Source organism: Kribbella sp. NBC_01484, from assembly GCF_036227145.1.
Taxonomy (GTDB): Bacteria; Actinomycetota; Actinomycetes; order Propionibacteriales; family Kribbellaceae; genus Kribbella.
This window is the reverse complement of record NZ_CP109437.1, coordinates 4,005,265-4,023,974: the sequence shown is the minus strand read 5'-3', so window position 1 is coordinate 4,023,974 and position 18,710 is coordinate 4,005,265. Positions and strand designations below refer to the sequence as shown.

General features: G+C 68.5%; 19 protein-coding genes. 12 read left to right on the top strand and 7 right to left on the bottom strand.

Features of this window, described 5'->3' with window-relative positions:
• The first annotated feature begins 29 nt into the window (after positions 1-29).
• The 9 genes from OG555_RS19730 (at position 30) to OG555_RS19690 (ending at position 9,156) form a co-directional block, all read left to right on the top strand.
• On the top strand, positions 30-1,376 hold the full coding sequence (locus OG555_RS19730; protein ID WP_329484375.1) for a PspC domain-containing protein: 1,347 nt from the start codon (positions 30-32) through the stop codon (positions 1,374-1,376).
• Positions 1,373-1,564, top strand: coding sequence for a hypothetical protein (locus OG555_RS19725; protein WP_329484374.1), 192 nt, complete (start codon positions 1,373-1,375; stop codon positions 1,562-1,564). The genes OG555_RS19730 and OG555_RS19725 overlap by 4 nt, the downstream gene beginning before the upstream one ends.
• Before the next feature lie 166 nt (positions 1,565-1,730).
• Positions 1,731-1,931 carry a cold-shock protein gene (locus OG555_RS19720; protein WP_131352941.1) on the top strand — a complete coding sequence of 67 codons (201 nt, stop codon included), beginning with the start codon at positions 1,731-1,733 and terminating at the stop codon, positions 1,929-1,931.
• A gap of 83 nt (positions 1,932-2,014) precedes the next feature.
• Complete coding sequence (locus OG555_RS19715) at positions 2,015-3,169, top strand: L-histidine N(alpha)-methyltransferase (protein ID WP_329484373.1); 1,155 nt, start codon at positions 2,015-2,017, stop codon at positions 3,167-3,169.
• Positions 3,166-3,840 (top strand): hypothetical protein, encoded by a 675-nt coding sequence (locus OG555_RS19710; RefSeq protein ID WP_329484372.1) that lies wholly within the window; start codon positions 3,166-3,168, stop codon positions 3,838-3,840. Before OG555_RS19715 ends, OG555_RS19710 begins: the two co-directional genes overlap by 4 nt.
• Positions 3,841-4,061: 221 nt before the next feature.
• Positions 4,062-5,984 (top strand): hypothetical protein, encoded by a 1,923-nt coding sequence (locus tag OG555_RS19705; RefSeq protein ID WP_329484371.1) that lies wholly within the window; start codon positions 4,062-4,064, stop codon positions 5,982-5,984.
• Between the two features lie 90 nt (positions 5,985-6,074).
• On the top strand, positions 6,075-7,340 hold the full coding sequence (locus tag OG555_RS19700) for an extracellular solute-binding protein (RefSeq protein ID WP_329484849.1): 1,266 nt from the start codon (positions 6,075-6,077) through the stop codon (positions 7,338-7,340).
• Positions 7,341-7,450: 110 nt separating this feature from the next.
• Entirely contained in the window at positions 7,451-8,284 is an 834-nt protein-coding gene (locus tag OG555_RS19695) for a carbohydrate ABC transporter permease (RefSeq protein ID WP_329484370.1), read from the top strand.
• On the top strand, positions 8,284-9,156 hold the full coding sequence (locus OG555_RS19690; RefSeq protein WP_329484369.1) for a carbohydrate ABC transporter permease: 873 nt from the start codon (positions 8,284-8,286) through the stop codon (positions 9,154-9,156). Before OG555_RS19695 ends, OG555_RS19690 begins: the two co-directional genes overlap by 1 nt.
• 29 nt (positions 9,157-9,185) lie before the next feature.
• Here OG555_RS19690 and OG555_RS19685 read toward each other — a convergent pair whose 3' ends face one another.
• The 3 genes from OG555_RS19685 to OG555_RS19675 all read right to left on the bottom strand — a co-directional run bounded on the left by OG555_RS19685 (position 9,186) and on the right by OG555_RS19675 (position 11,937).
• Positions 9,186-10,163 carry an aldo/keto reductase gene (locus OG555_RS19685; protein ID WP_329484368.1) on the bottom strand — a complete coding sequence of 326 codons (978 nt, stop codon included), beginning with the start codon at positions 10,161-10,163 and terminating at the stop codon, positions 9,186-9,188.
• 72 nt (positions 10,164-10,235) lie between these two features.
• Positions 10,236-10,718: a DUF7144 family membrane protein gene (locus OG555_RS19680; protein WP_329484367.1), complete on the bottom strand. Its 483-nt coding sequence runs from the start codon at positions 10,716-10,718 to the stop codon at positions 10,236-10,238.
• Positions 10,719-10,971: 253 nt separating this feature from the next.
• Entirely contained in the window at positions 10,972-11,937 is a 966-nt protein-coding gene (locus tag OG555_RS19675; protein ID WP_329484366.1) for an LLM class flavin-dependent oxidoreductase, read from the bottom strand.
• A gap of 96 nt (positions 11,938-12,033) precedes the next feature.
• Here OG555_RS19675 and OG555_RS19670 point away from each other — a divergent pair, with 96 nt between their 5' ends.
• From OG555_RS19670 to OG555_RS19660, 3 genes are all read left to right on the top strand, one after another.
• A complete protein-coding gene (locus OG555_RS19670) occupies positions 12,034-13,170 on the top strand; it encodes a mandelate racemase/muconate lactonizing enzyme family protein (RefSeq protein WP_329484365.1) in 1,137 nt (378 codons plus the stop codon).
• A 9-nt stretch (positions 13,171-13,179) separates the two neighbouring features.
• Positions 13,180-14,130, top strand: a complete 951-nt coding sequence (locus OG555_RS19665; protein WP_329484364.1) for a dihydrodipicolinate synthase family protein — start codon at positions 13,180-13,182, stop codon at positions 14,128-14,130.
• Between the two features lie 214 nt (positions 14,131-14,344).
• Positions 14,345-15,568: a hypothetical protein gene (locus tag OG555_RS19660; protein WP_329484363.1), complete on the top strand. Its 1,224-nt coding sequence runs from the start codon at positions 14,345-14,347 to the stop codon at positions 15,566-15,568.
• 115 nt (positions 15,569-15,683) lie between these two features.
• On the opposite strand, the gene OG555_RS19655 is transcribed toward OG555_RS19660, so the two are convergent.
• The 4 genes from OG555_RS19655 to thrC are packed head-to-tail and all read right to left on the bottom strand — an operon-like array spanning position 15,684 to position 18,697.
• The gene (locus tag OG555_RS19655) at positions 15,684-16,718 is read right to left on the bottom strand and encodes a zinc-dependent alcohol dehydrogenase family protein (protein WP_329484362.1); all 1,035 of its coding nucleotides are present in this window, start codon (positions 16,716-16,718) and stop codon (positions 15,684-15,686) included.
• Positions 16,719-16,731: 13 nt separating this feature from the next.
• Positions 16,732-17,112 carry a VOC family protein gene (locus OG555_RS19650; protein ID WP_329484361.1) on the bottom strand — a complete coding sequence of 127 codons (381 nt, stop codon included), beginning with the start codon at positions 17,110-17,112 and terminating at the stop codon, positions 16,732-16,734.
• A 50-nt stretch (positions 17,113-17,162) separates the two neighbouring features.
• Positions 17,163-17,438, bottom strand: a complete 276-nt coding sequence (locus OG555_RS19645; protein WP_328523962.1) for a ubiquitin-like small modifier protein 1 — start codon at positions 17,436-17,438, stop codon at positions 17,163-17,165.
• On the bottom strand, positions 17,435-18,697 hold the full coding sequence (gene thrC, locus OG555_RS19640; protein WP_329484360.1) for a threonine synthase: 1,263 nt from the start codon (positions 18,695-18,697) through the stop codon (positions 17,435-17,437). The genes OG555_RS19645 and thrC overlap by 4 nt, the downstream gene beginning before the upstream one ends.
• Positions 18,698-18,710 lie beyond the last annotated feature (13 nt).

Genomic DNA, 18,710 nt, shown 5'->3' with positions numbered 1-18,710 from the left:
AGGCCGCCGAACGCGCCACTATCGATGACATGGAGCAGAACCAGAATGAACCCGGTGGGTTCGACCGCAGCCGCCTGCAGAACATGCAGAGCTGGCAGCGGAGCCGGTCGGACCGGTGGGTGGCCGGCGTCTGCGGCGGTATCGGCCGCGCGCTGAACATCGACCCGGTCCTGGTCCGCGTGGTGATGGCGGTCCTCATCATCAGCGGTCCCGGGGTCATCTTCTACATCGCCGCCTGGGTGCTGATGCCCGACGAGGGCAGCGAGCGCTCGGCGGCGCAGGGTCTGCTCGGCGACCGGGTCCGGCCCGACCACCCGTGGCTGTGGCCGATCGTGATCGGCGTCTGTGTGTTCGTCGCCATCGCGATGATGTCGTCGTTCAACGTCGGCCGGTTCGTCCCCGGCCCGCTGATCGTGCTCGCCGTGATCTGGCTGGCCGCCAAGCATCGCAAGGGCGAGCGCCGGCGCGGCCAGGGGAACGGTCCGGGCACCACTTGGACCGCTCCTGGGACGAACTGGACCGGCCGCCCGCAGGACACCACACCGACGACCGGCGCCTCCCCGGCTGGTCAGCAGCCGGCCGCATCGGCGTACATGCCTCCTCAGACCGGCCCGTCAGCTCCCCCGGCGGGCCCGTCGTCCTCGGCCACGCAGAGACCCCAGGACCGCACCGTCGAACCGGTCCAGGCTGTGTGGACCGAGGACGACCCCCTCGGCCTGTACGTCGACGAGCCGCCGACCGCACCGCCGACGCAGGCGAGCACCGCCGAGCCGCCGGCGAAGGGTGTCCGCGGGATCAAGTCGATCATCGTCGTACTGACCGGGATCGCGATCGGGATCGCCGCGCTCGCTGGTGCTCCGACGGCGACCATGCTGGTCATCGGCGTGGCCACGCTCGGCGCGGGCATGCTGATCGGTGGATTCGTCGGCCGCACGCTGGCCCTGCTGCCGCTGGGCATCCTGCTCGCGATCGGTGCCTTGGTGAGCACCGTGTTCCCGAACGTGCCGCGAGACTTCGCCGATGTGAACTTCACCGCGACGAGCACGGACACGGTCACGGCGACCAGCAACAGTTACAACTTCGACGCCGGGCAGGTGACGCTCGACCTGACCAAGGCGACTTTCGCACCGGGTGCCAGGGTCGACGTGAACGGCGGGGTCGGCGAGGTCATCGTCAAGGTCCCGCAGAACGTGGACGTCCAGGGCACGATGTCGACCGAGATGGGCGAGGTCATCGGACTCAACAACGCGAAGCAGGACGGGCATAATGCCCAAATGACGGTCAACGACCTGGGCGCGGACGCGAAGGCCGGTCCGTCGACTCTCACCGTCGACCTGCACCTGAAGCTGGGCAGCATCACAGTGGAGCGCGGATGAAGCAGCCTCGACGCAAGGCGAAGCCGGATGTGCCGGGGGTCGTTGCCGGCACCGTCCTGACCGGCGCCGCGACCATCTGGATGCTGAACGACAGCGGCGTCCTGCAGACCGACGACCTCGGCGTCACCGGCGCCCTCCTGCTGGTCACCGCCGGCGTCATCGGCCTGGCCGCCTCGCACCGCGGCTGAGGCCGGCGCCCGGCGCGTAGTTGCCAGCGGCATCTTGTCGCCGGCAGCCTCCGGACCGGTCGGGCCAGGGCCCTCGGCTAGGCTTGTGGACTGTCTGCCGGCGTCTGCCGGGGGGCGAGTACCCGAGGGGTCCGGGTGAAGCGGGCCCCGTGGTCAAGGAGTTTCGATGGTGCGCGGCACCGTGAAGTGGTTCAACGCCGACAAGGGCTACGGCTTCCTCGCCGTCGACGGCCAGGACGACGTGTTCGTCCACTGGAGCAAGATCGTCTCCGACGGTTACAAGACCCTGGAGGACGGCCAGCAGGTCGACTTCCAGATCGTCGACGGGCCGAAGGGCCGCGAGGCCGACACCGTCACCCCCGTCTGACCGGCCGCCGGACCCGGGTTTCCGGACTGCACCGGGAGTCGCCAACCGGTAGCCTGTCGTCTCACCGTGTGAGGGGTTGAGATGTGACAGAGCCGGTACCCGTGATCCGCAAGCTCGAGCAGGCGCTCGCCGACGACGACTTCGCCTGGTCGCTGCTGCTCGTCGGCGAGGACCAGACCGACAAGCTCGCCACGCTGACCGGCGACCTGCGCGGACCGTTCTCGAAGACCGGCGACGGCAAGCAGATCACCTCCGGCTTCTCCTACTGGGGCATCGGCCCGACGATCGCCTGGGCGAACGCCACCAACGACCCGTTCTACCTGGTCATGAAGGCCGGCGCGGAGTCCTTCCTGCGGCACTGGCGCAAGGTCCGGCCGCACGTCGAGAACGGCGGCTTCCACCTGGTCAGCCTCGGCGTCGGCACCGGGGTCAAGGACCGCACGATCCTCGGCGACATGCGCCGGCAGAACCGGGAGATGTTCTACATCCCGGTCGACATGAGCTCGGAGATGCTGCGGATGGGCACCCTGGAGCCGGTCCGCGGCGCCCGGTTCCCGATGTCCCAGGTGCTGCCGGTGCAGCTCGACTTCTCCATCGCCGACAACATCGACGAGCTCGCCCAGCTGCTGTCCCGGCTGATCGGCGACGACCCGATCCTGTTCACACTGACCGGCAACACGCTGGCCAACTTCGAGAGCGACGAGGAGCTGCTCAGCACGCTCACCCGGGCGCTGCGTCCGCAGGACCGGCTGCTCCTCGAGGTGGCCACCACCAGCAGCCTGGACGCCGACGCCGCGAAGGCGGCCGCCGACGAGTACCACCAGACCCGGGCCTTCGCGGAGTTCGTCACCAGCGCGCTGCGCTACAACACCGACCTGACCATCGACAACGACCGGATCGACTTCCGCGGTGAGGTCGAGACCGACGACGCCCTGCGGGTGAAGATCGTCTGGCAGAACAACACCGGCGAACCGATCGTGATGGGCCTGCCCGACCACACCGAGGTGGTGCTCGAGCCGGAGGACACGATCCTGCTCTACACCACCCGCAAGTTCTCCACCGAACGGCTGAAGAAGCTCACCGCCGCCTGCGACCTGACGCCGATCGAGCACGCCCACTCCGGCTTCCGCCACACCCGCCGCCCGAGCCCGTTCGGCCTCGACCTGCTCCTGCTCGCCCCCGGCACCGCCGAGGTCACCACCGCCACCACCCTCGCCGACGACATCTGGTCGACATGACCTCAGCCGGCGCGCCCGACCCCGGCCTGCCGAGAGAGCGGCGGCGGGTCCTGGCCCGGCTCCGACGGCTACGGCTGGTGTTGCCGCCGGTGGACTCGCGGTGGGTGGCGAACCGGCGGATGATCGTCACCGCGGTCAGCTACGGCCTGCTCGCCCTGGCGTTCGTGCTGGGCGTGGTCTGGTTCATCTCGCCGGGCAACTCGCGGTGGGAGCCGGCGGTCAACTCGCTCACCCTGGTCGCCGGGCTGACCGGCATCTTCGTCGAGCGGCTGACGGCCGAGGCGGAACGCCGTACCGAGGTGCTGCGCGCGGTTGCGGACGAGCTGCGGGACAACACCCGGCTGCTCGGCGACGAGCGGTTCTCGCCGAACACGCCGACCACGCGGCAGGTGTACCCACGGCTGGTCGTGTCCGCGGTCGACCTGGCGCTGGTCTCGGGTGCGCTCGGGCTGCATCGCGACGCCGAGCTGGTCGGCCTGCTGCACCGGTGGCGGGACACCGTGCACCTGTTCAACCGGCGGCTCGATCTGACCGAGATCAGTACGTTCTCCAACACGATCTCGGCAGCCGAGCTGGCCGCGTTCCACCGGGCCCTCCACCGCGAGAACAGCTACTTCGCGGCCACCCGGGAGATGCTCGAGAACCTGCTCACCCGGCTGCCCACCACGTAACGGCCGACGCCGTAACCTGGGCTCGTCCTGCCAGTACCGGCAAATCCGGCTGAGCGGTTGACTTCGTCGCGCCGGGAGGGATTCACTTTCGGACAGGACCGTAAATACGGCACCCCGGAGGCACTCGCATGCGACCAGTCCGCTCCCTCGTCGCGGTGGCGCTCGCCGCCGTTCTCGTCACCACTCCGACTACTCCTGCCCAGGCTGGGCACAATCCACCGGTGGGCACGCTCGTCTCACTCGGCACCCCGCTGTCCGACGTACTCCTGATCGGTGGCACCGTCGCGCCCGGCCCGAACGGCAAGACCGCGATCTGGAACGTGTCGACCGGCAGCCCGGCGTACCTGAACGCCATCGACCCGGCCACCGGCGCCAGCCTGCTGTCCGCCGCCCTGCCCGGCGCCGACGGCAGCTACGCGGTCGCAGCGACCCCGGACGGCACGATCTACGCCGGCACCTACAACAACGGCCACCTCTACCGCCTGCGCCCCGGTGGCACGGTCGAGGACCTCGGCCGGCCGATCGCGAGTGAGACATTCATCTGGCGCATCACGACCGATGACCAGGGCAACGTGTACGGCGGCACGTTCCCGAACGGCAAGGTGTTCCGGTACGACGACAAGACCGGCGCCGTCCGCGACTACGGCACGGTGAAACCCGGCCAGACGTACGTCAAGAGCATCGACTACGCGGACGGCAAGATCTACACCGGTTCGCTGCCGGATGCGCACATCATGGAGGTCGACGCCACGACAGGCGCGATCACCGAGCTGCCCTCGCCACCCGGGCTCGGTGACCCGGCCGACAAGGTCGTCTACGACCTGAACGCCCGCGGCGGCCGGGTCTACGCCCGGATCAGCACCGCGTTCCCCGGCCCGCTGTACGTCTGGGACATCGCGAGCCGGACCTGGGTCGACGAGATCCCGAACGCGCACGGCCTGGACATCTCGCCGATCGGCGCGGACGGCTCGTTGTACCTGATCCAGAACAGCGAACTGAAGAAGTACGACCCGGCCACCAAGACCCTGACCGGCACCGGCCTGACCTTCACCGGCCGGATCCAGAACACCCGCTCGATCGGGTACGCCGACCTCGGCCTGCCCGACTACCCGGGCACGAGCGTGGTCGGCACGCTCTGGCGCGGCGAGGAGTTCCGCTACAACCCGCAGACCGGCAAGTCCGAGATCTTCCAGACCCAGGTACGGCGGGAGCCGATCGAGATCCTGTCCGTGGCCGGAGGCAAGGACAAGATCTACGCCGGCGGCTTCCTCAACGGCGGCGTGTCTGTGGTCGACCCGTCCACCGGTGCGGCCACCTTCAACCGGTTCTCGCAGGTCGAGGCGCTGATGGAGGGCTCCGACGGCAAGCTGTGGATCGGCGCCTACCCCGAGGCCCGGCTCTACGCCTACGACCAGACCCAGCCCTGGAGCAGCCCGGAGTACTCCCCCGGACCGCCCGGTACGCCGGACAACCCCACGCAGCTGCTCAACCTCAAGCCAGACCTCCTGCAGACCCGGGCCCGCGCCCTGGCCGAGGTGAACGGAAAGATCGCGGTCGGCACCGTCCCCGACGGCGACCGGCTCGGCGGCGCACTGGTCATCTACGACCCGAAGACCAACACGGCGCAGAAGTACCGCAACGTGGTGCAGGACGAGTGCGTCTTCGGCCTGACCGCCCGCCAGGGCATCGTCTACGGCGGTACGTCGATCGTCGGCGGACTCTCCACCACGCCGCCGACCCGGGACGCGGGCACCGTGTTCGCCTGGGACGTGGCCAAGTCCAAGAAGCTGTGGGAAACCGTCCCCGTGCCCGGCGCGGCCACGGTATCCTCCGTGACGTTCGGCCCGGACGGGCTGCTCTGGGGCGTGGCCGGCAAGACCGTCTTCGCCGTCGATCCACACTCCGGCAAGATGCTCACATCCTTCGCGCTCGGGACCACCAACTCCAGCGGCGACATCGTCGCGACCCCGGACGCGGTGTACGTGAGCATCGACCTGAACAAGATCTACCGGATCGCACCGGGGAAGAAGCAGACCCCGACGCTGTTCCTCGAGCACGCGCACCGGCGGCTCGGGGTCCGCGGCGATCACCAACTGCTGCTCACCAGCGGCTCCGAGCTGTTCCGAGTTGATATCAGCCGTTGACAGCCCAAATTCGACCCGGCTACTTTCGGTCCTGACCGTTATTCGGTGCAACACTTTCCGGCCCTGACTTCCGGACACCCTGGGGGTGTGATGATTTCGACCGTTCGCCGCATCGCGGCACCACTCATGGCGCTCGTACTCGCCGCCGCGCTCAGTTCCTGCGGCAACGACGACTCGGGCTCCTCGTCGGAGAAGAAGAGCGTCACGCTCTGGATGTACCCGGTGATCGCCGATCAGGCGACGAGCGACGCCTACTGGAAGAAGGTCGAGACCGACTTCGAGGCGGCCAACTCCGGGATCGACCTGAAGATCGAGATGCAGCCGTGGGCGAACCGCGAGGAGAAGCTCACCGCCGCATTCTCGGGCAAGAAGGGTCCGGACGTGCTGTTGATGATCCCGGACCAGATTCCGCAGTACGTGAACAGTGGCTCGCTGGAGCCGATCGACGACGTGGTCGAGCCGGAGAAGGACACCTTCCTGCCGGCCGCGGTCCCAGGTCTGACCGTCGACGGCAAGGCGTACGGCGCACCGATCTACCACACCGTCACGACCACGATGTACAACAAGGCGATCCTGACCAAGGCCGGGATCAGCACGCCGCCGGAGACCTGGGACGAGATCAAGGCGGCGGCTCCCAAGATCAAGGCCGCCGGGTTCTCCACGCTGGACTACTCGGCCTCGCCGGAGGCGACGCTGAACCTCAGCTTCTACCCGCTGCTGTGGCAGGCCGGCGGCAAGGTGTTCGCCGACGACGGCAAGAGCGTGGCGTTCAACCAGGCCCCGGGGCTGGAGGCCCTGACCTTCCTGAAGGGCCTGTGGGACGAGGGCGCGATCTCGAAGACCGCGCTGAGCAGCGTGAACACGATCGCCGACTCGGCGCTCGGCAAGGGGCAGGTCGCGATGGCGTATACCAGCGTCCCGGCGGACGCCGCCACGGTCGGCAAGACGTGGGGTGCGGCCAACGTCGAGATCGGCGCGCCGCTGACCGACAAGTTGCAGGTCGGGTACGGGATCCCGGGTGGTCTCGTGATGAACGCCGCGACCGGCAACCCCGACGCCGCGAAGAAGTTCCTGTCGTTCATGATTCAGCCGGCCCAGCTTGACGCGCTCAGCAAGGCGTCCGGCTACTACTCGCCGCGCAAGGACGGGAAGTACGAGTCGACGGACCCGAACGCCGCGAAGTTCAAGGACGCGTTGCAGTACGCCGTACCGGGTGAGGCGAACCCGTCGGCGCGCCAGGTGATGTCGATGTTGAGCACCGAGATCCAGGCCGTGCTGACCGGCAAGAAGCAGCCGCAGCAGGCGCTGGACGACGCCGCCAAGCAGGCCAACGACCTGCTCTCGAGGCAACGTTGACGAACACTCTGCCGACAGCGTCGGCCGCGGGTCGGGCGGGACCCGCGGCCGGCCGGTCGGCACGGACGTCCCGCTCACGCGGTGGACCCCGGCGCAGGCCGTGGATCGGGTTGCTGTTCGTCGCCCCGATGCTCCTGCTGTTCCTGCTGTTCCGGTTCCTGCCGACGATCGGCGCCCTGCTGCTGTCGCTCACCGACTACCGGATCAGCGGCAAGTGGGATTTCATTGCCTTTGACAACTACACGCGGCTGTTCTCGGACCACGTGTTCCACGAGGCGCTGGTGGTGACGATCACCTACACGGTGATCTTCGTCCCGCTGACCGTGCTGCTGTCGCTCGGGACCGCCGTACTGCTGCACCAGGTGGTCTGGAAGCGCGGCTTCTTCCGGGGCGTCTTCTTCCTTCCGTACGTGACCAGCATCGTGCTCGCCGCGGTGATCTGGAAGTGGATCTACGACGCCCAGGACGGCCTGCTGAACGCCGTCCTCGGGCTGGTCAGCGTCGGGCCGGTCGATTTCCTCGGTCAATCGGGCACGGTGCTGCCGTCGATCGCGGTGACGTCTGCCTGGAAGGGCTTCGGCTACTCGATGCTGATCCTGCTCGCCGGGCTGCAGGCGGTGCCGAAGTCGTACCTGGAGGCCGCGATGATCGACGGCGCCGGCACCTGGCAGCGGTTCCGCTACATCACGCTGCCGCAGCTGCGTCCGGTGTTGTTCTTCGTGCTGGTGATCGAGACCATCGGCGCGTTCCAGGTCTTCGACGCGATGTACGTGATGACCGGCGGCGGCCCGGTCCGCTCCAGCTATTCGCTCGTCTACTTCCTGTACGACAGCGGATTCAAGTACTTCGACTTCGGCTACGCCAGCGCGATCGGCCTGGTCCTGTTCCTGATCGTGCTGATCGTCTCGCTCGTGCAGCGCCGGCTCGTCGGGAGGGACGACTGATGGTGAACGTGCTCGAACGACCGCCGGTGCGCGAGCTGACCGAGGCTCCGACCGCCGCGCGGCGTCAGGTCGCCCGCCTGACGCTGCCGACCTTGCTGGCGCTGACCGCGATCGTCACGATCGTGCCGTTCGCGGCGATGGTCCTGGTCGCGTTCGCGCCCCCGAGCGGCCAGACCTTCCCGGACGCGCTCAACCCGGCCCACTGGACCTTCGAGAACTTCTCCAAGGTCTTGTCCAGCTCCGACATCCCCCGCTGGACGGTCAACTCGCTGCTGTACTCGCTGGTCTCCGTCGTCTGCGTGCTGCTGTTCGCCTCGATGGCCGGCTACGCGTTCGCGAAGAAGAAGTTCCCCGGCCGGGAGATCCTGTTCTGGGCCTTCCTGGCCACGCTGATGGTCCCGTTCCAGGCGACGCTGATCCCGTCGTACATCCTGGTCTCGCGGCTCGACTGGGTGGACAGCTACTGGGGCCTGATCGTGCCCACGCTGGCGAACTCGCAGGCCGTGTTCCTGATGCGGCAGTTCATCAGCCAGTTGCCGGACGAGCTGTTCGAAGCCGCCGAGATCGACGGCGCCGCGGAGTGGCGGATCTTCACGATGATCGTGCTGCCGCTCATCCGCCCGGTGCTCGCGACCCTCGGGATCTTCGTGTTCCTGTGGCACTGGAACGACTTCCTCTGGCCGCTGGTGATCGGCCAGTCCGGCACGATGCAGACCCTCACCGTCGGCCTGGCCACACTGCAGACCCAGGCAGTCCCGATCAACCAGATCATGGCCGGCGCCACCATCACCGTCGTACCAAGCCTGCTGGTGTTCGGCCTGCTACAGCGCTACCTCACCGACAGCATTGCCATGAGCGGCCTCAAGGCCTGAGGCCGCCCACGCATGCGCGCCGACGAGTCTCAGTCGAAGAAGTAGGGGTACGGAACAGATTCGGGCAGGCTCGCGACATCGAGGCGTTCCATCTGCTCGGTGGTCAGCGAGAACTCCGCGGCGCCAACGAGATCGTCGAGGTACGCCGACGTACGCGGACCGATGATCGGTGCGGTGACGCCCGGGCGCTGCATCAGCCAGCGGACCGCGACCTGCGGGAGGGTACGGCCGGCCTCCGCCGCGACCGCGGTCAGTTCGTCGATCACGTGCCAGGTGTGCTCGTTGCCATACCGGTCCCAGGAGTGCGTCCCGGGAGTGGAGACCTTGCTGTCCGCGGGCGGCGCGGTCATGCCGCGCTGGAACGCGCCTGACAACCACCCCGAGCGCAGAGGGGACCAGGTGATGACGCCGAGGCCCTCGTTCCGGCAGACCGGGAGCAGCTCCCACTCAGGAGAGCGATCGAGCAACGTGTAGAGCGGCTGGAGGCTGGCGAGCGGCTCCCAGCCATGCTGGGTGCACAGGTCGACGGCCTTCTGCAGTTGCCAGCCGCGGAAGTTGCTGACCCCGATGTAGCGGACCTTGCCGGACCGCACGAGACCGTCGAGGGTCGACAAGCTCTCGGTGAGCGGAGTGCTGTCGTCCCAAAGATGGAGCTGGTAGAGGTCGATGTAGTCAGTACCCAGTCGCCGCAGGCTCGCGTCAACGGCATCGAGAATGTGCTTGCGGGACAGGCCCCGATCAGTCGGCCGTGGTCCGGCAGGCCCCCAGACCTTGGTCGCGATGACGTAGTCCGCACGCCGCTGCGTCTTCAGCCACCGTCCAAGAACCTCCTCCGACGCGCCGTCGCCGTACACGTTGGCGGTGTCGATGAACGTACCGCCCGCATCGGTGAACACCTGCAGGATCTTCCGGCTGTCGCTCTCGTCCGTCCGGGAGCCGAACATCATCGCGCCCAGACACAGTTCGCTGACCTTGAGCCCGGTGGCTCCGAGGTTTCTGTAGTCCATTCCCCCGACGCTAGGTGCTGGAGTGCACTCCAGCTCAAGTCGCTATTCCATGGAGGGCGGACGTGGCCGCGATCACCGTGGTGTGCCGCCTGCGGACTTGCGCTCGAGCATGACGCGCATCTCGTCGCCGTGGACGGTGAGGGCCCAGATGACCAGGACGTCGACGGCGATCGTGATCGTCGACCAGATCGGGTACGCCGCGAGGAAGGCGATGTTCACCAGGATGCTCAGCACCGCGACCACCACCCCGACGATCCGCCCCCAGAGGCGGCCGTTGAGCAGCGCGATCCCGGACCCGAGCACGAGCAACGCGACGACCAGATGGATCCAGCCCCAGACCGTGTAGTCGAGGTGGATCGCGAGACTTCGTTTCCGCACCAGGAAGTACGTGTCGTCGAACAGCGCGATGAACCCCTGAAACGCGTGGATCATCCCCAGCACGATCATCATCACGCCGGCGAACAGGATCCACCCGACCCAACGACTCGGCCACTCGGGAACCTCGACCTCCCCCGGCCGCCGGTGCGTTCCGAGGTTGTCCTCCGGCTCCGACATCGCGACCTCCTCCGAGTGGAACCACCCTCTCCGATCCCTCAGGCTACGACGATCAGGCCGCCCCGCGCGTCCCCGAGACGACTGCGGTCACATTGACTGCGCACAACGGCATCTCCCGGGCGGCGGCGCCGACCAGCACCCATCTCCCGGGGCTTCGGACAGGGCCCGGTGGGCTTGAACAAGCTATTTCCTGTCCTCACCCCCGAGTGGATGTCCCAAGCCCCACGAGCCGGCGGCCGCCCGCGGGGGGCGACTACAACAGTTCGCCGAAGGATTCGATTGCTTTGAGGGCGTCTGATTGGGGCATGCCGGGTGGTTGGATGCGGAGGATGATGCCGTCGGCGCCCATCTCCTCGTAGTGCGCCAGCCGCTCAGCACACTCGGCGGGCGAGCCGATCACGCTGCGGGCGGTGATGTCGTCCCAGCCCTGGGTGTAGCGGCTCGCGTCCGCCGACGTACGTTTCCAGCCGGTGTAGGCGTCGTACAGGTCGCGCAGCGGCTCCTCGAGCGCCTGCCGCGCGTCCTGCGACGTCGGCGCGCAGAAGCCCTCCCGGCAGAGGATCACCTCGGCGCCGAGCGTGCCCTCGCCGCGCGGGTGGGAGTGGTACTCGGCGATCTTGGCCGGGAGGTCGGAGTCGAGTTCGTTGAACGACGTGGTCCAGCCGTCGCACATCCGAGCGGTGCGCTCGAGCATCGCGGACACCCGGCCGCCGTTCCACAGCTTCGGGCGCGGGCTCTGCAGCGGTCGCGGCGACAGGAACGCTTCCCGGATGCTGGTGAACTTGCCGTCGTACGTAACCTCGTCCTCAGTCCACAACCGCGTCAGGATCGTCAGGCACTCCTCGAACCGCGCGACCCGCTCGGCCTGCGTCACGCCGTACAGGGCGAACTCCTCCGGCCGGTAGCCGAGCACGAAGCCCGCGGTCAGCCGGCCGCCCGACAGCACGTCGATGTGCGCAAGCATCTCGGCCAGAACGACGGGGTCGTACAGCGGCGCGACGATGCCGGCGGTGGCGATGCCGATCCGCTCGGTCCGGGCGGCGAGCCAGGTCAGCGACGTGAGGATCTCGTGGTACCCGGGCCGGTGCAGGTGCCGCTCGCCGAGCACGATCCACTCGAAGCCGGCCTGCTCGGCCAGCCGCGCCTGCTCGACCGCGTCCTCGAGCGACGGCCGCTCGTCGGGGGTGCCGTAGAGGTTCAGATAGAGACCCAGCCGCATCGGCGGTGCCGCCTTCCGTTGACAGAGAGCGCTCCCGGTATTTACGGTCTTGACCGTAAATGCTTTCGGATCAGATTGCGACCCTAGGAGCCGGAATTGAGTGTTGCATCGCATCCGGTCGGGTTGCCGACCGGCCCAGAATCAGCCGCAGGGTCAGCGGCCGGGCGGATCAGCGCGATCGAGACCCGGGTGGTCAGCGCGCGGTACCGCCGGCCGTTCCAGATCAGCAGTGGGATCAGCACCGAACTGGTCAGCCTGGTCGTCGCGATCCACACCGCCGACGGCGCGATCGGGATCGGCGAGACCTCACCGATGACGGCGTACACCGGCGAGACGCTGGCCGGGGTCACCGCCGCCATCGAGGAGTACCTCGCGCCCGCCCTGATCGGTCGTGATCCGCTCGACCGGGCCGGTGCGCATGTGGTGATGGACACCGTCCTGCGTGGCCAGCAGGTGGCCAAGGCCGGCCTCGACATCGCGCTCTACGACTTGGCCGGGCGCCTGAGTGGCTGGCCGGTGCACGCGCTGCTCGGTGGCAGCATCAGAGAGCGCGTGCAGACGACCTGGGTGGTCGGGCTCGGCACGCTCGACGAGATGGCCGCCGAGGCAGCGCAGTACGCGGCTAAGGGCTTCCGGCATCTGAAGGTCAAGGGCGGCCATGAGCCGGCCAAGGACCTCGAACTGATCCGTGCGGTCCGTGCGGTCATCCCCGCCGACGCAGAGCTCTGTTTGGACGCCAACGAGGGGTACGACGCGACCACTGCGCTGCCGTATCTCGCCAAGATGACCGACGCCGGCCTGACACTGCTGGAGCAGCCGCTGCCACGCTGGGACCTTGCCGGGCTCGTGCGGCTGCGTGAGCGTCTCGACGTACGCGTCATGGTCGACGAGAGCATGCACTCGCTGCATGACGCTCTGGAGATCGCGCGGCGCGGCGCGGCCGACGTACTGAACATCAAGATCCTCAAGGTCGGCGGACTGCATCGCGCCCTGCAGATCGCGAACGTTGCCGAGGCGGCCGGGCTCGCGGTGAAGGTAGGCTCCATGCCGGAGCTGGGCGTGGCCACACTGGCCGCGGTGCACCTGGCCGCCGCCGTACCGGGCGCCACCGTCGCGGCCGATCTGGTCGGGCCGTTGATGGTCGACGAGGACCCGCTGGCCCCGAGCGTGTTCGCCGACTGCGACGGCTGGATCGACGTACCGAAGCGCCCAGGCCTCGGCCACGACGTCTGAGAGGTCCACATGCACCCACTCGTCGAGCAACTCCGCGGCACACTGCTCCCCGCGGTCGTCACCCCGATGGACTCCGACGGCGTCGTCGCGTACGACGCTCTGACCGCGTACGCCGGTGCTCTCACGGCAGAGTCCATCGGTGGGCTCGCGGTGTGGGCCCATACCGGGCGTGGGCTCTACCTGTCTCCGGCTGACCGGTCGAAAGTGCTGGAGACGTGGCGGGAGGCTACTGACGTCCCGATTGTCGCGGGAGTCGGCGTACCGCGGTCTTCTTCGGCGCAAAGCCTGCAGGAGGCGGCAGACGCGACAGTGACGATGGCGCTGCAGGCCGCTGCGGGTGGGGCCGACGCGGTGATGGTCTATCCGCTGGCTGCACTGGGTTTGTTGCCGGACGGGCATGCACAGGCCGTGGCGCTGCACGAGCGGGTGGCGGCGGAGAGTGGGCTGCCACTGGTCGGCTTCTACCTGCATGGCGAGGCTGGTGGGTATCCGTACCCGCCGGCGCTGATCCGCGATCTGTTGAGCCTGGACTCCATGCTCGGGGTGAAGACTGCCACGCTGGATCGCGCTATCGGGTGTCAGGACGCCATCTGGGCGGGACGCGGGACTGGCAAGCTGCTGATCACCGGTGAGGACCGGATGTACGGGCCTTCGTTCATGTGGGGCGCGGATACGGCACTGGTTGGGATCGCCGCAGCGCAGGTCCCGCTGTCGGCCACCGTGCTGTCGGCTTGGACGTCAGGAGACCACGCTGGCTTCCTGACCGCGTCCGACCGGCTGGACCGGTTCGCGGCCGCGACCTTCTACGCACCCATCGAGGGCTACGTCCAGCGCATGCTCTGGGCGGCAGTCTGGGAGGGGCTGATCCCCGAAGAGGCGTCGTACGACCCCTACGGACCTCCGCTGCCAGCCGGCGAGCGCGACGTGGTGATCCGCTGCCTCGAGGAGCTCAATAGCTAGGTAGTGGGGTGGCGCGCTCCCTCCACGCTCCACCACACCGACGCCGTCGCGACCGCCTCCGGGTGGCGGCAATTGTGGTCTTGACCGAAACTAGGAGAGACCGGCTTGAACGTCAAGTGCCCGGGGTCGGCTGCGCTATTCTGCGAGTTGAGGGCCAGACCAGAAGTCGAAGGAGTGCCGTGCAGATCAGCTCAGCCTCGGGCGCGGTGGCCTGATGGCACTCATGGTCGGCGTCGTCGGCCCGGAGGACCTGGTGCAGCGCGTGATCGCGGTCGGCCCCCCGAGCGGCGCGACCCTGCTCCCACTTCCCTACCGCCACGAGACCGAGGCCGTCGAGCTGGTCGAGCAGGCGCACGAGCAGGTCGACGCCCTGCTGTTCACCGGCGTCGTGCCGTACACGATCGCCACCGAGGCCGGCGTGATCGACCGGCCGGCGATGTACGTGTCGTACGACGGCGCCACGCTGCTCCGGGCCCTGGTCGAGCTGCTGCGGCTCGGTCACAACGTCACCCAGTTCTCGATCGACACATTGCGCCGCAGTGAGGTGCTGGAGACGCTGATCGAGGCCAAGCTGCCGACCGACCAGATCCACGTGCTGCCGTACCGGCCTGGCCTCACCTCCGACGACATCGTCGCGTTCCACCGGATCGCGCGCGACAAGCACGACACGAAGGTCGCAATCAGCTGCCTGGGCTCAGCTTTCCACCTGCTCGAGAACGAGATGCCCTCGGTCCGGCTGGCCCCGTCGCGATACTCGATCCGCTCGACCCTGCAGGCCCTGGTCCTGACCACGACCGGGCAACACGTCGGGGACGCGCAGGTCGCGCTCGGCGTGATCGCCCTGCCCGAGCCGGACGACGCCCTGGCCGGCGACCTGATCACGCTCGGCGGCAGCCTGGCGGCGCTGCCGGACGGGCGGCACCTGGTCGTCACCACCCGCGGCCTGCTCGAGCAGGCGACCGAACAGTTCACGCGGATGCCCTTACTCGACCACCTCGCGGCGCGGCACAGTACGGCGTACGTCGGTTTCGGCGTCGGACGTACGGCGGCGGAGGCGGAAGCGCTCGCCCGTCGCGCAGTCAGCCGGGCCGAGTCGATCGGCGCGGTCGCCGGCGTCGTGTCGATGTCCGACGACGTCGAGATCGTGATCGAACCCACCGGCGACCAGCCCGCCACCACCCGCGGCACCGAAAGCCTCCCGCTCCTGGCCCGCCGCGTCGGCCTCAACACCCAAACCCTGGCCCGCATGCGCGAACTCACCGCCACCCTCCCCGACGGCCTCACCACCCAAGACGTCGCCGACCACCTCGCCGTCCAACTCCGGACGGCGCGACGCGTCCTGAAACGCCTGGAACGAGCCGGCCTGGCCGCCCCCACCGGCACCCAACAACACGGCCGCACCGGCCGCCCACCCACCGTCTACCTCATCCGCCTCTAACCGCATCCGTCCCCTCTGATGGGCCTCCACCACCATCTGATGGGTAGACCCATCCGGCGGTGGGTTCACCCAGCGGAATTCGGTTGGCCAACCCGCCCGGAGATGGGTGAGCCCATCAGAGGGGGTGGTGGGGGTGGATGACGGTGACGCCGGCGGGGGTACCGTGCGAGAGGGCGGCGAGGGCCGCCGGGGTTTGTTCCAGCGTGATGGTGTGGGTGATCAGGTCGGCCGGCTTGAGGTTGCCCTGGGCAACTAGGTTCAGGAGCTCCGGGTAGGCGTGGGCGGGCATGCCGTGGCTGCCTAGCCATTGGAGTTCCTGGCCGATGAGGCGGCTGACGTCTAGCTGGACGCCGGAGGGGAGGAGGCCGACCTGGAGGTGGCGGCCTCGGGGGCGGAGGGCCTGCAGGGATTGTTGGACGATGTCGTTGGAGCCTAGGGCGTCCATCGTCACGTGAGCGCCGCCGGCGGTGAGGTCGCGGATCTCCTGGACGGTGTCCGGTGACGCCACCAGCAGGTCGGTGGCGCCGTACTCGCGGGCCAGCTTCAACGCCGACGGGTTGGTGTCGACTGCAATCACCCGGGCGCCCAGGGACGCGGCGATCATCACGGCGGAGAGGCCGACGCCGCCGCAGCCGAAGATCGCGACGGTTTCGCCGGCGGTGAGCCGGCCGACCTGGCGGATGGCGCGGAACGACGTGGCGAAGCGGCAGCCCAGCCCCGCCGCGGTGGCGAAATCCAGCTCATCGGGCAGGCGGACCAGGTTGACCTGTGCATATGGCACGGCGACGTACTCGGCGAAGGAGCCCCAATAGGTGAAGCCTGGCTGTTCCTGCCGAACGCAGACCTGCTGGTTGCCCTCACGGCACTGCTCACAGGACCCGCACGCGCAGATGAACGGCGTCGTCACCCGGTCGCCAACCTGCCACCCCGTGACTCCCGCACCGACGGCGGCGATCGTCCCGGCGAGCTCATGACCAGGCACGTGGGGCAGCACGATGTCCGCGTCGTGGCCCATCCACCCGTGCCAGTCACTCCGGCACAGCCCGGTCGCCTCGACCTTCAGGACGACCGCACCCTCCGCCGGCTCAGGCCGCGGAACCTCGTGTACGACGGGCAGAACGCCGTACTCCTCGATGACGACAGCGCGCACCAAGGCATCGTAGTCAGCCGACGCAGAACTCGTTGCCCTCGGGATCGAGCATCACAATGTGGCCGAGGACGTCGGGACCGTAGAACTCCTCGCGCACCTGCACAGCACCGAGCCCCACCAACTCGACCGCCTTCCTCCGCATCCGGTCGGCGGTCACGTCGTCACGGGTCGGGCCCGCCACGCGGATGTCGATGTGCAGCCGGTTCTTCGAGGTCTTGGGCTCGGGCACCCGGAGGAACCCGATCGCCGGCCCGACGTCGTCGGGGTCCACGATCGAGGCTCCGTCCGGGTCGTCGTACCCGGGCTCGAAGATGTAGCCGAGTGCCGCCGCCCAGAACTCCGCCAGCCGCTGCGGCTCGGCCGCGTCCCCACCAAGGGTCCAGTTGGTCGCCATGGCGGGAACGCTAGCGCGCATTCCGGACGATCCACGCCCGGATGAACAGATCAGCCGCCGGCGACCGCCGGGATGATCGAGACCTGCCCGCCGTCCTTGATCGACGTCTGCAGGCCGTCGGCGAAGCGTACGTCGTCATCGTCGACGTACACGTTCACGAACCGGCGCAGCTCGCCCGACTCGTCGAGGACCCGGCCCTTGATGCCCGGGTACGAGCCGTCCAGCGAGTCGAGCACCTCGATCAGCGTGGAGCCCTCGGCGGACACCTCGGACACGCCCTGGGTGTAGGGCCGCAGGATGGTCGGGACGCGAACGCTCACACTCACTGCAGGCCTGCCTTCACGAAGGCGTCGTACGACGCGGGGATGGTCACCTTGGGGCCGACCCGGTCGGCCACGGCGTCGAGCGTCTTCAGCCCGTCACCGGAGTTGATGATCACGGTCTCGGCCTCGGGGTCGAGCTGCCCGGTGGCGATCAGCTTCTTCAGCGTCGCGACCGTCACGCCGCCCGCGGTCTCGGCGAAGATGCCCTCGGTCCGGGCCAGCAACTGGATGCCCTCGATGACTTCCTCGTCGCTGACGTCCTCGATCGCTCCACCGGTACGGCGGGCGACGTCGAGCACATACGGTCCGTCAGCCGGGTTCCCGATCGCCAGCGACTTGGCGATGGTGTCCGGGCGAACAGGCTTGACCACGTCGTGGCCATCCCGGAACGCCTGCGCCACGGGCGAGCACCCGGTCGCCTGAGCGCCGTACACCTTGTAGTCGGTGGCGTCGACCAGGCCGAGCTTGCCGAGCTCGGTGAAGCCTTTGTCGATCTTGGTCAGCTGCGAGCCGGACGCGACCGGGATCACGATCTGCTGCGGCAACCGCCAGCCGAGCTGCTCGGCGATCTCGAAGGCCAGGGTCTTCGAGCCTTCGGAGTAGTACGGCCGCACGTTGACGTTGACGAACGCCCAGCCCTCCTCCTCACCGGCGATCTCGGAGGCCAGCTTGTTCACGTCGTCGTAGTTGCCCTCGACGGCGACCAGGGTCCCGCCGTACACGGCGGTGGTGATCACCTTCGGGCGCTCGAGGTCGTGCGGGATGAACACGACCGAGCGGATGCCGGCGCGGGCGGCGGCCGCCGCGACGGCGTTGGCCAGGTTGCCGGTGGAGGGGCAGGCGAAGACCGTCATGCCGAGCTCGCGGGTGGCGCTCAGGGCGGACGCGACCACGCGGTCCTTGAAGGAGTGGGTCGGGTTGCCGGAGTCGTCCTTCACCCACAGCTTGCGCAGCCCCAGCTCGCGGGCCAGGTTCTGCGCGTCGACGAGCCGGGTGTAGCCGGGCTCGGTGTTCGGGAAGCTGGCCACGTCGACCGGGACGGGCAGCAAGGGCTGGTAGCGCCAGATGTTCTTGGGACCGGCCTCGATCTGCTCCCGCGTGATCGTCGGGTACTCGTACCCGACCTCGAGCGGACCGAAGCACTCCATACAGGCGTAGAACGGACCGAGCGGCGACTTCGCCCCGCAGGCGCGACAGCTCAGGTGCGTACCGTTGCCGAAGGCACCTTCGCGGATCGTGTGGGTGGCGGCGGTCAGGCTCATGAGTGAGGTTCCC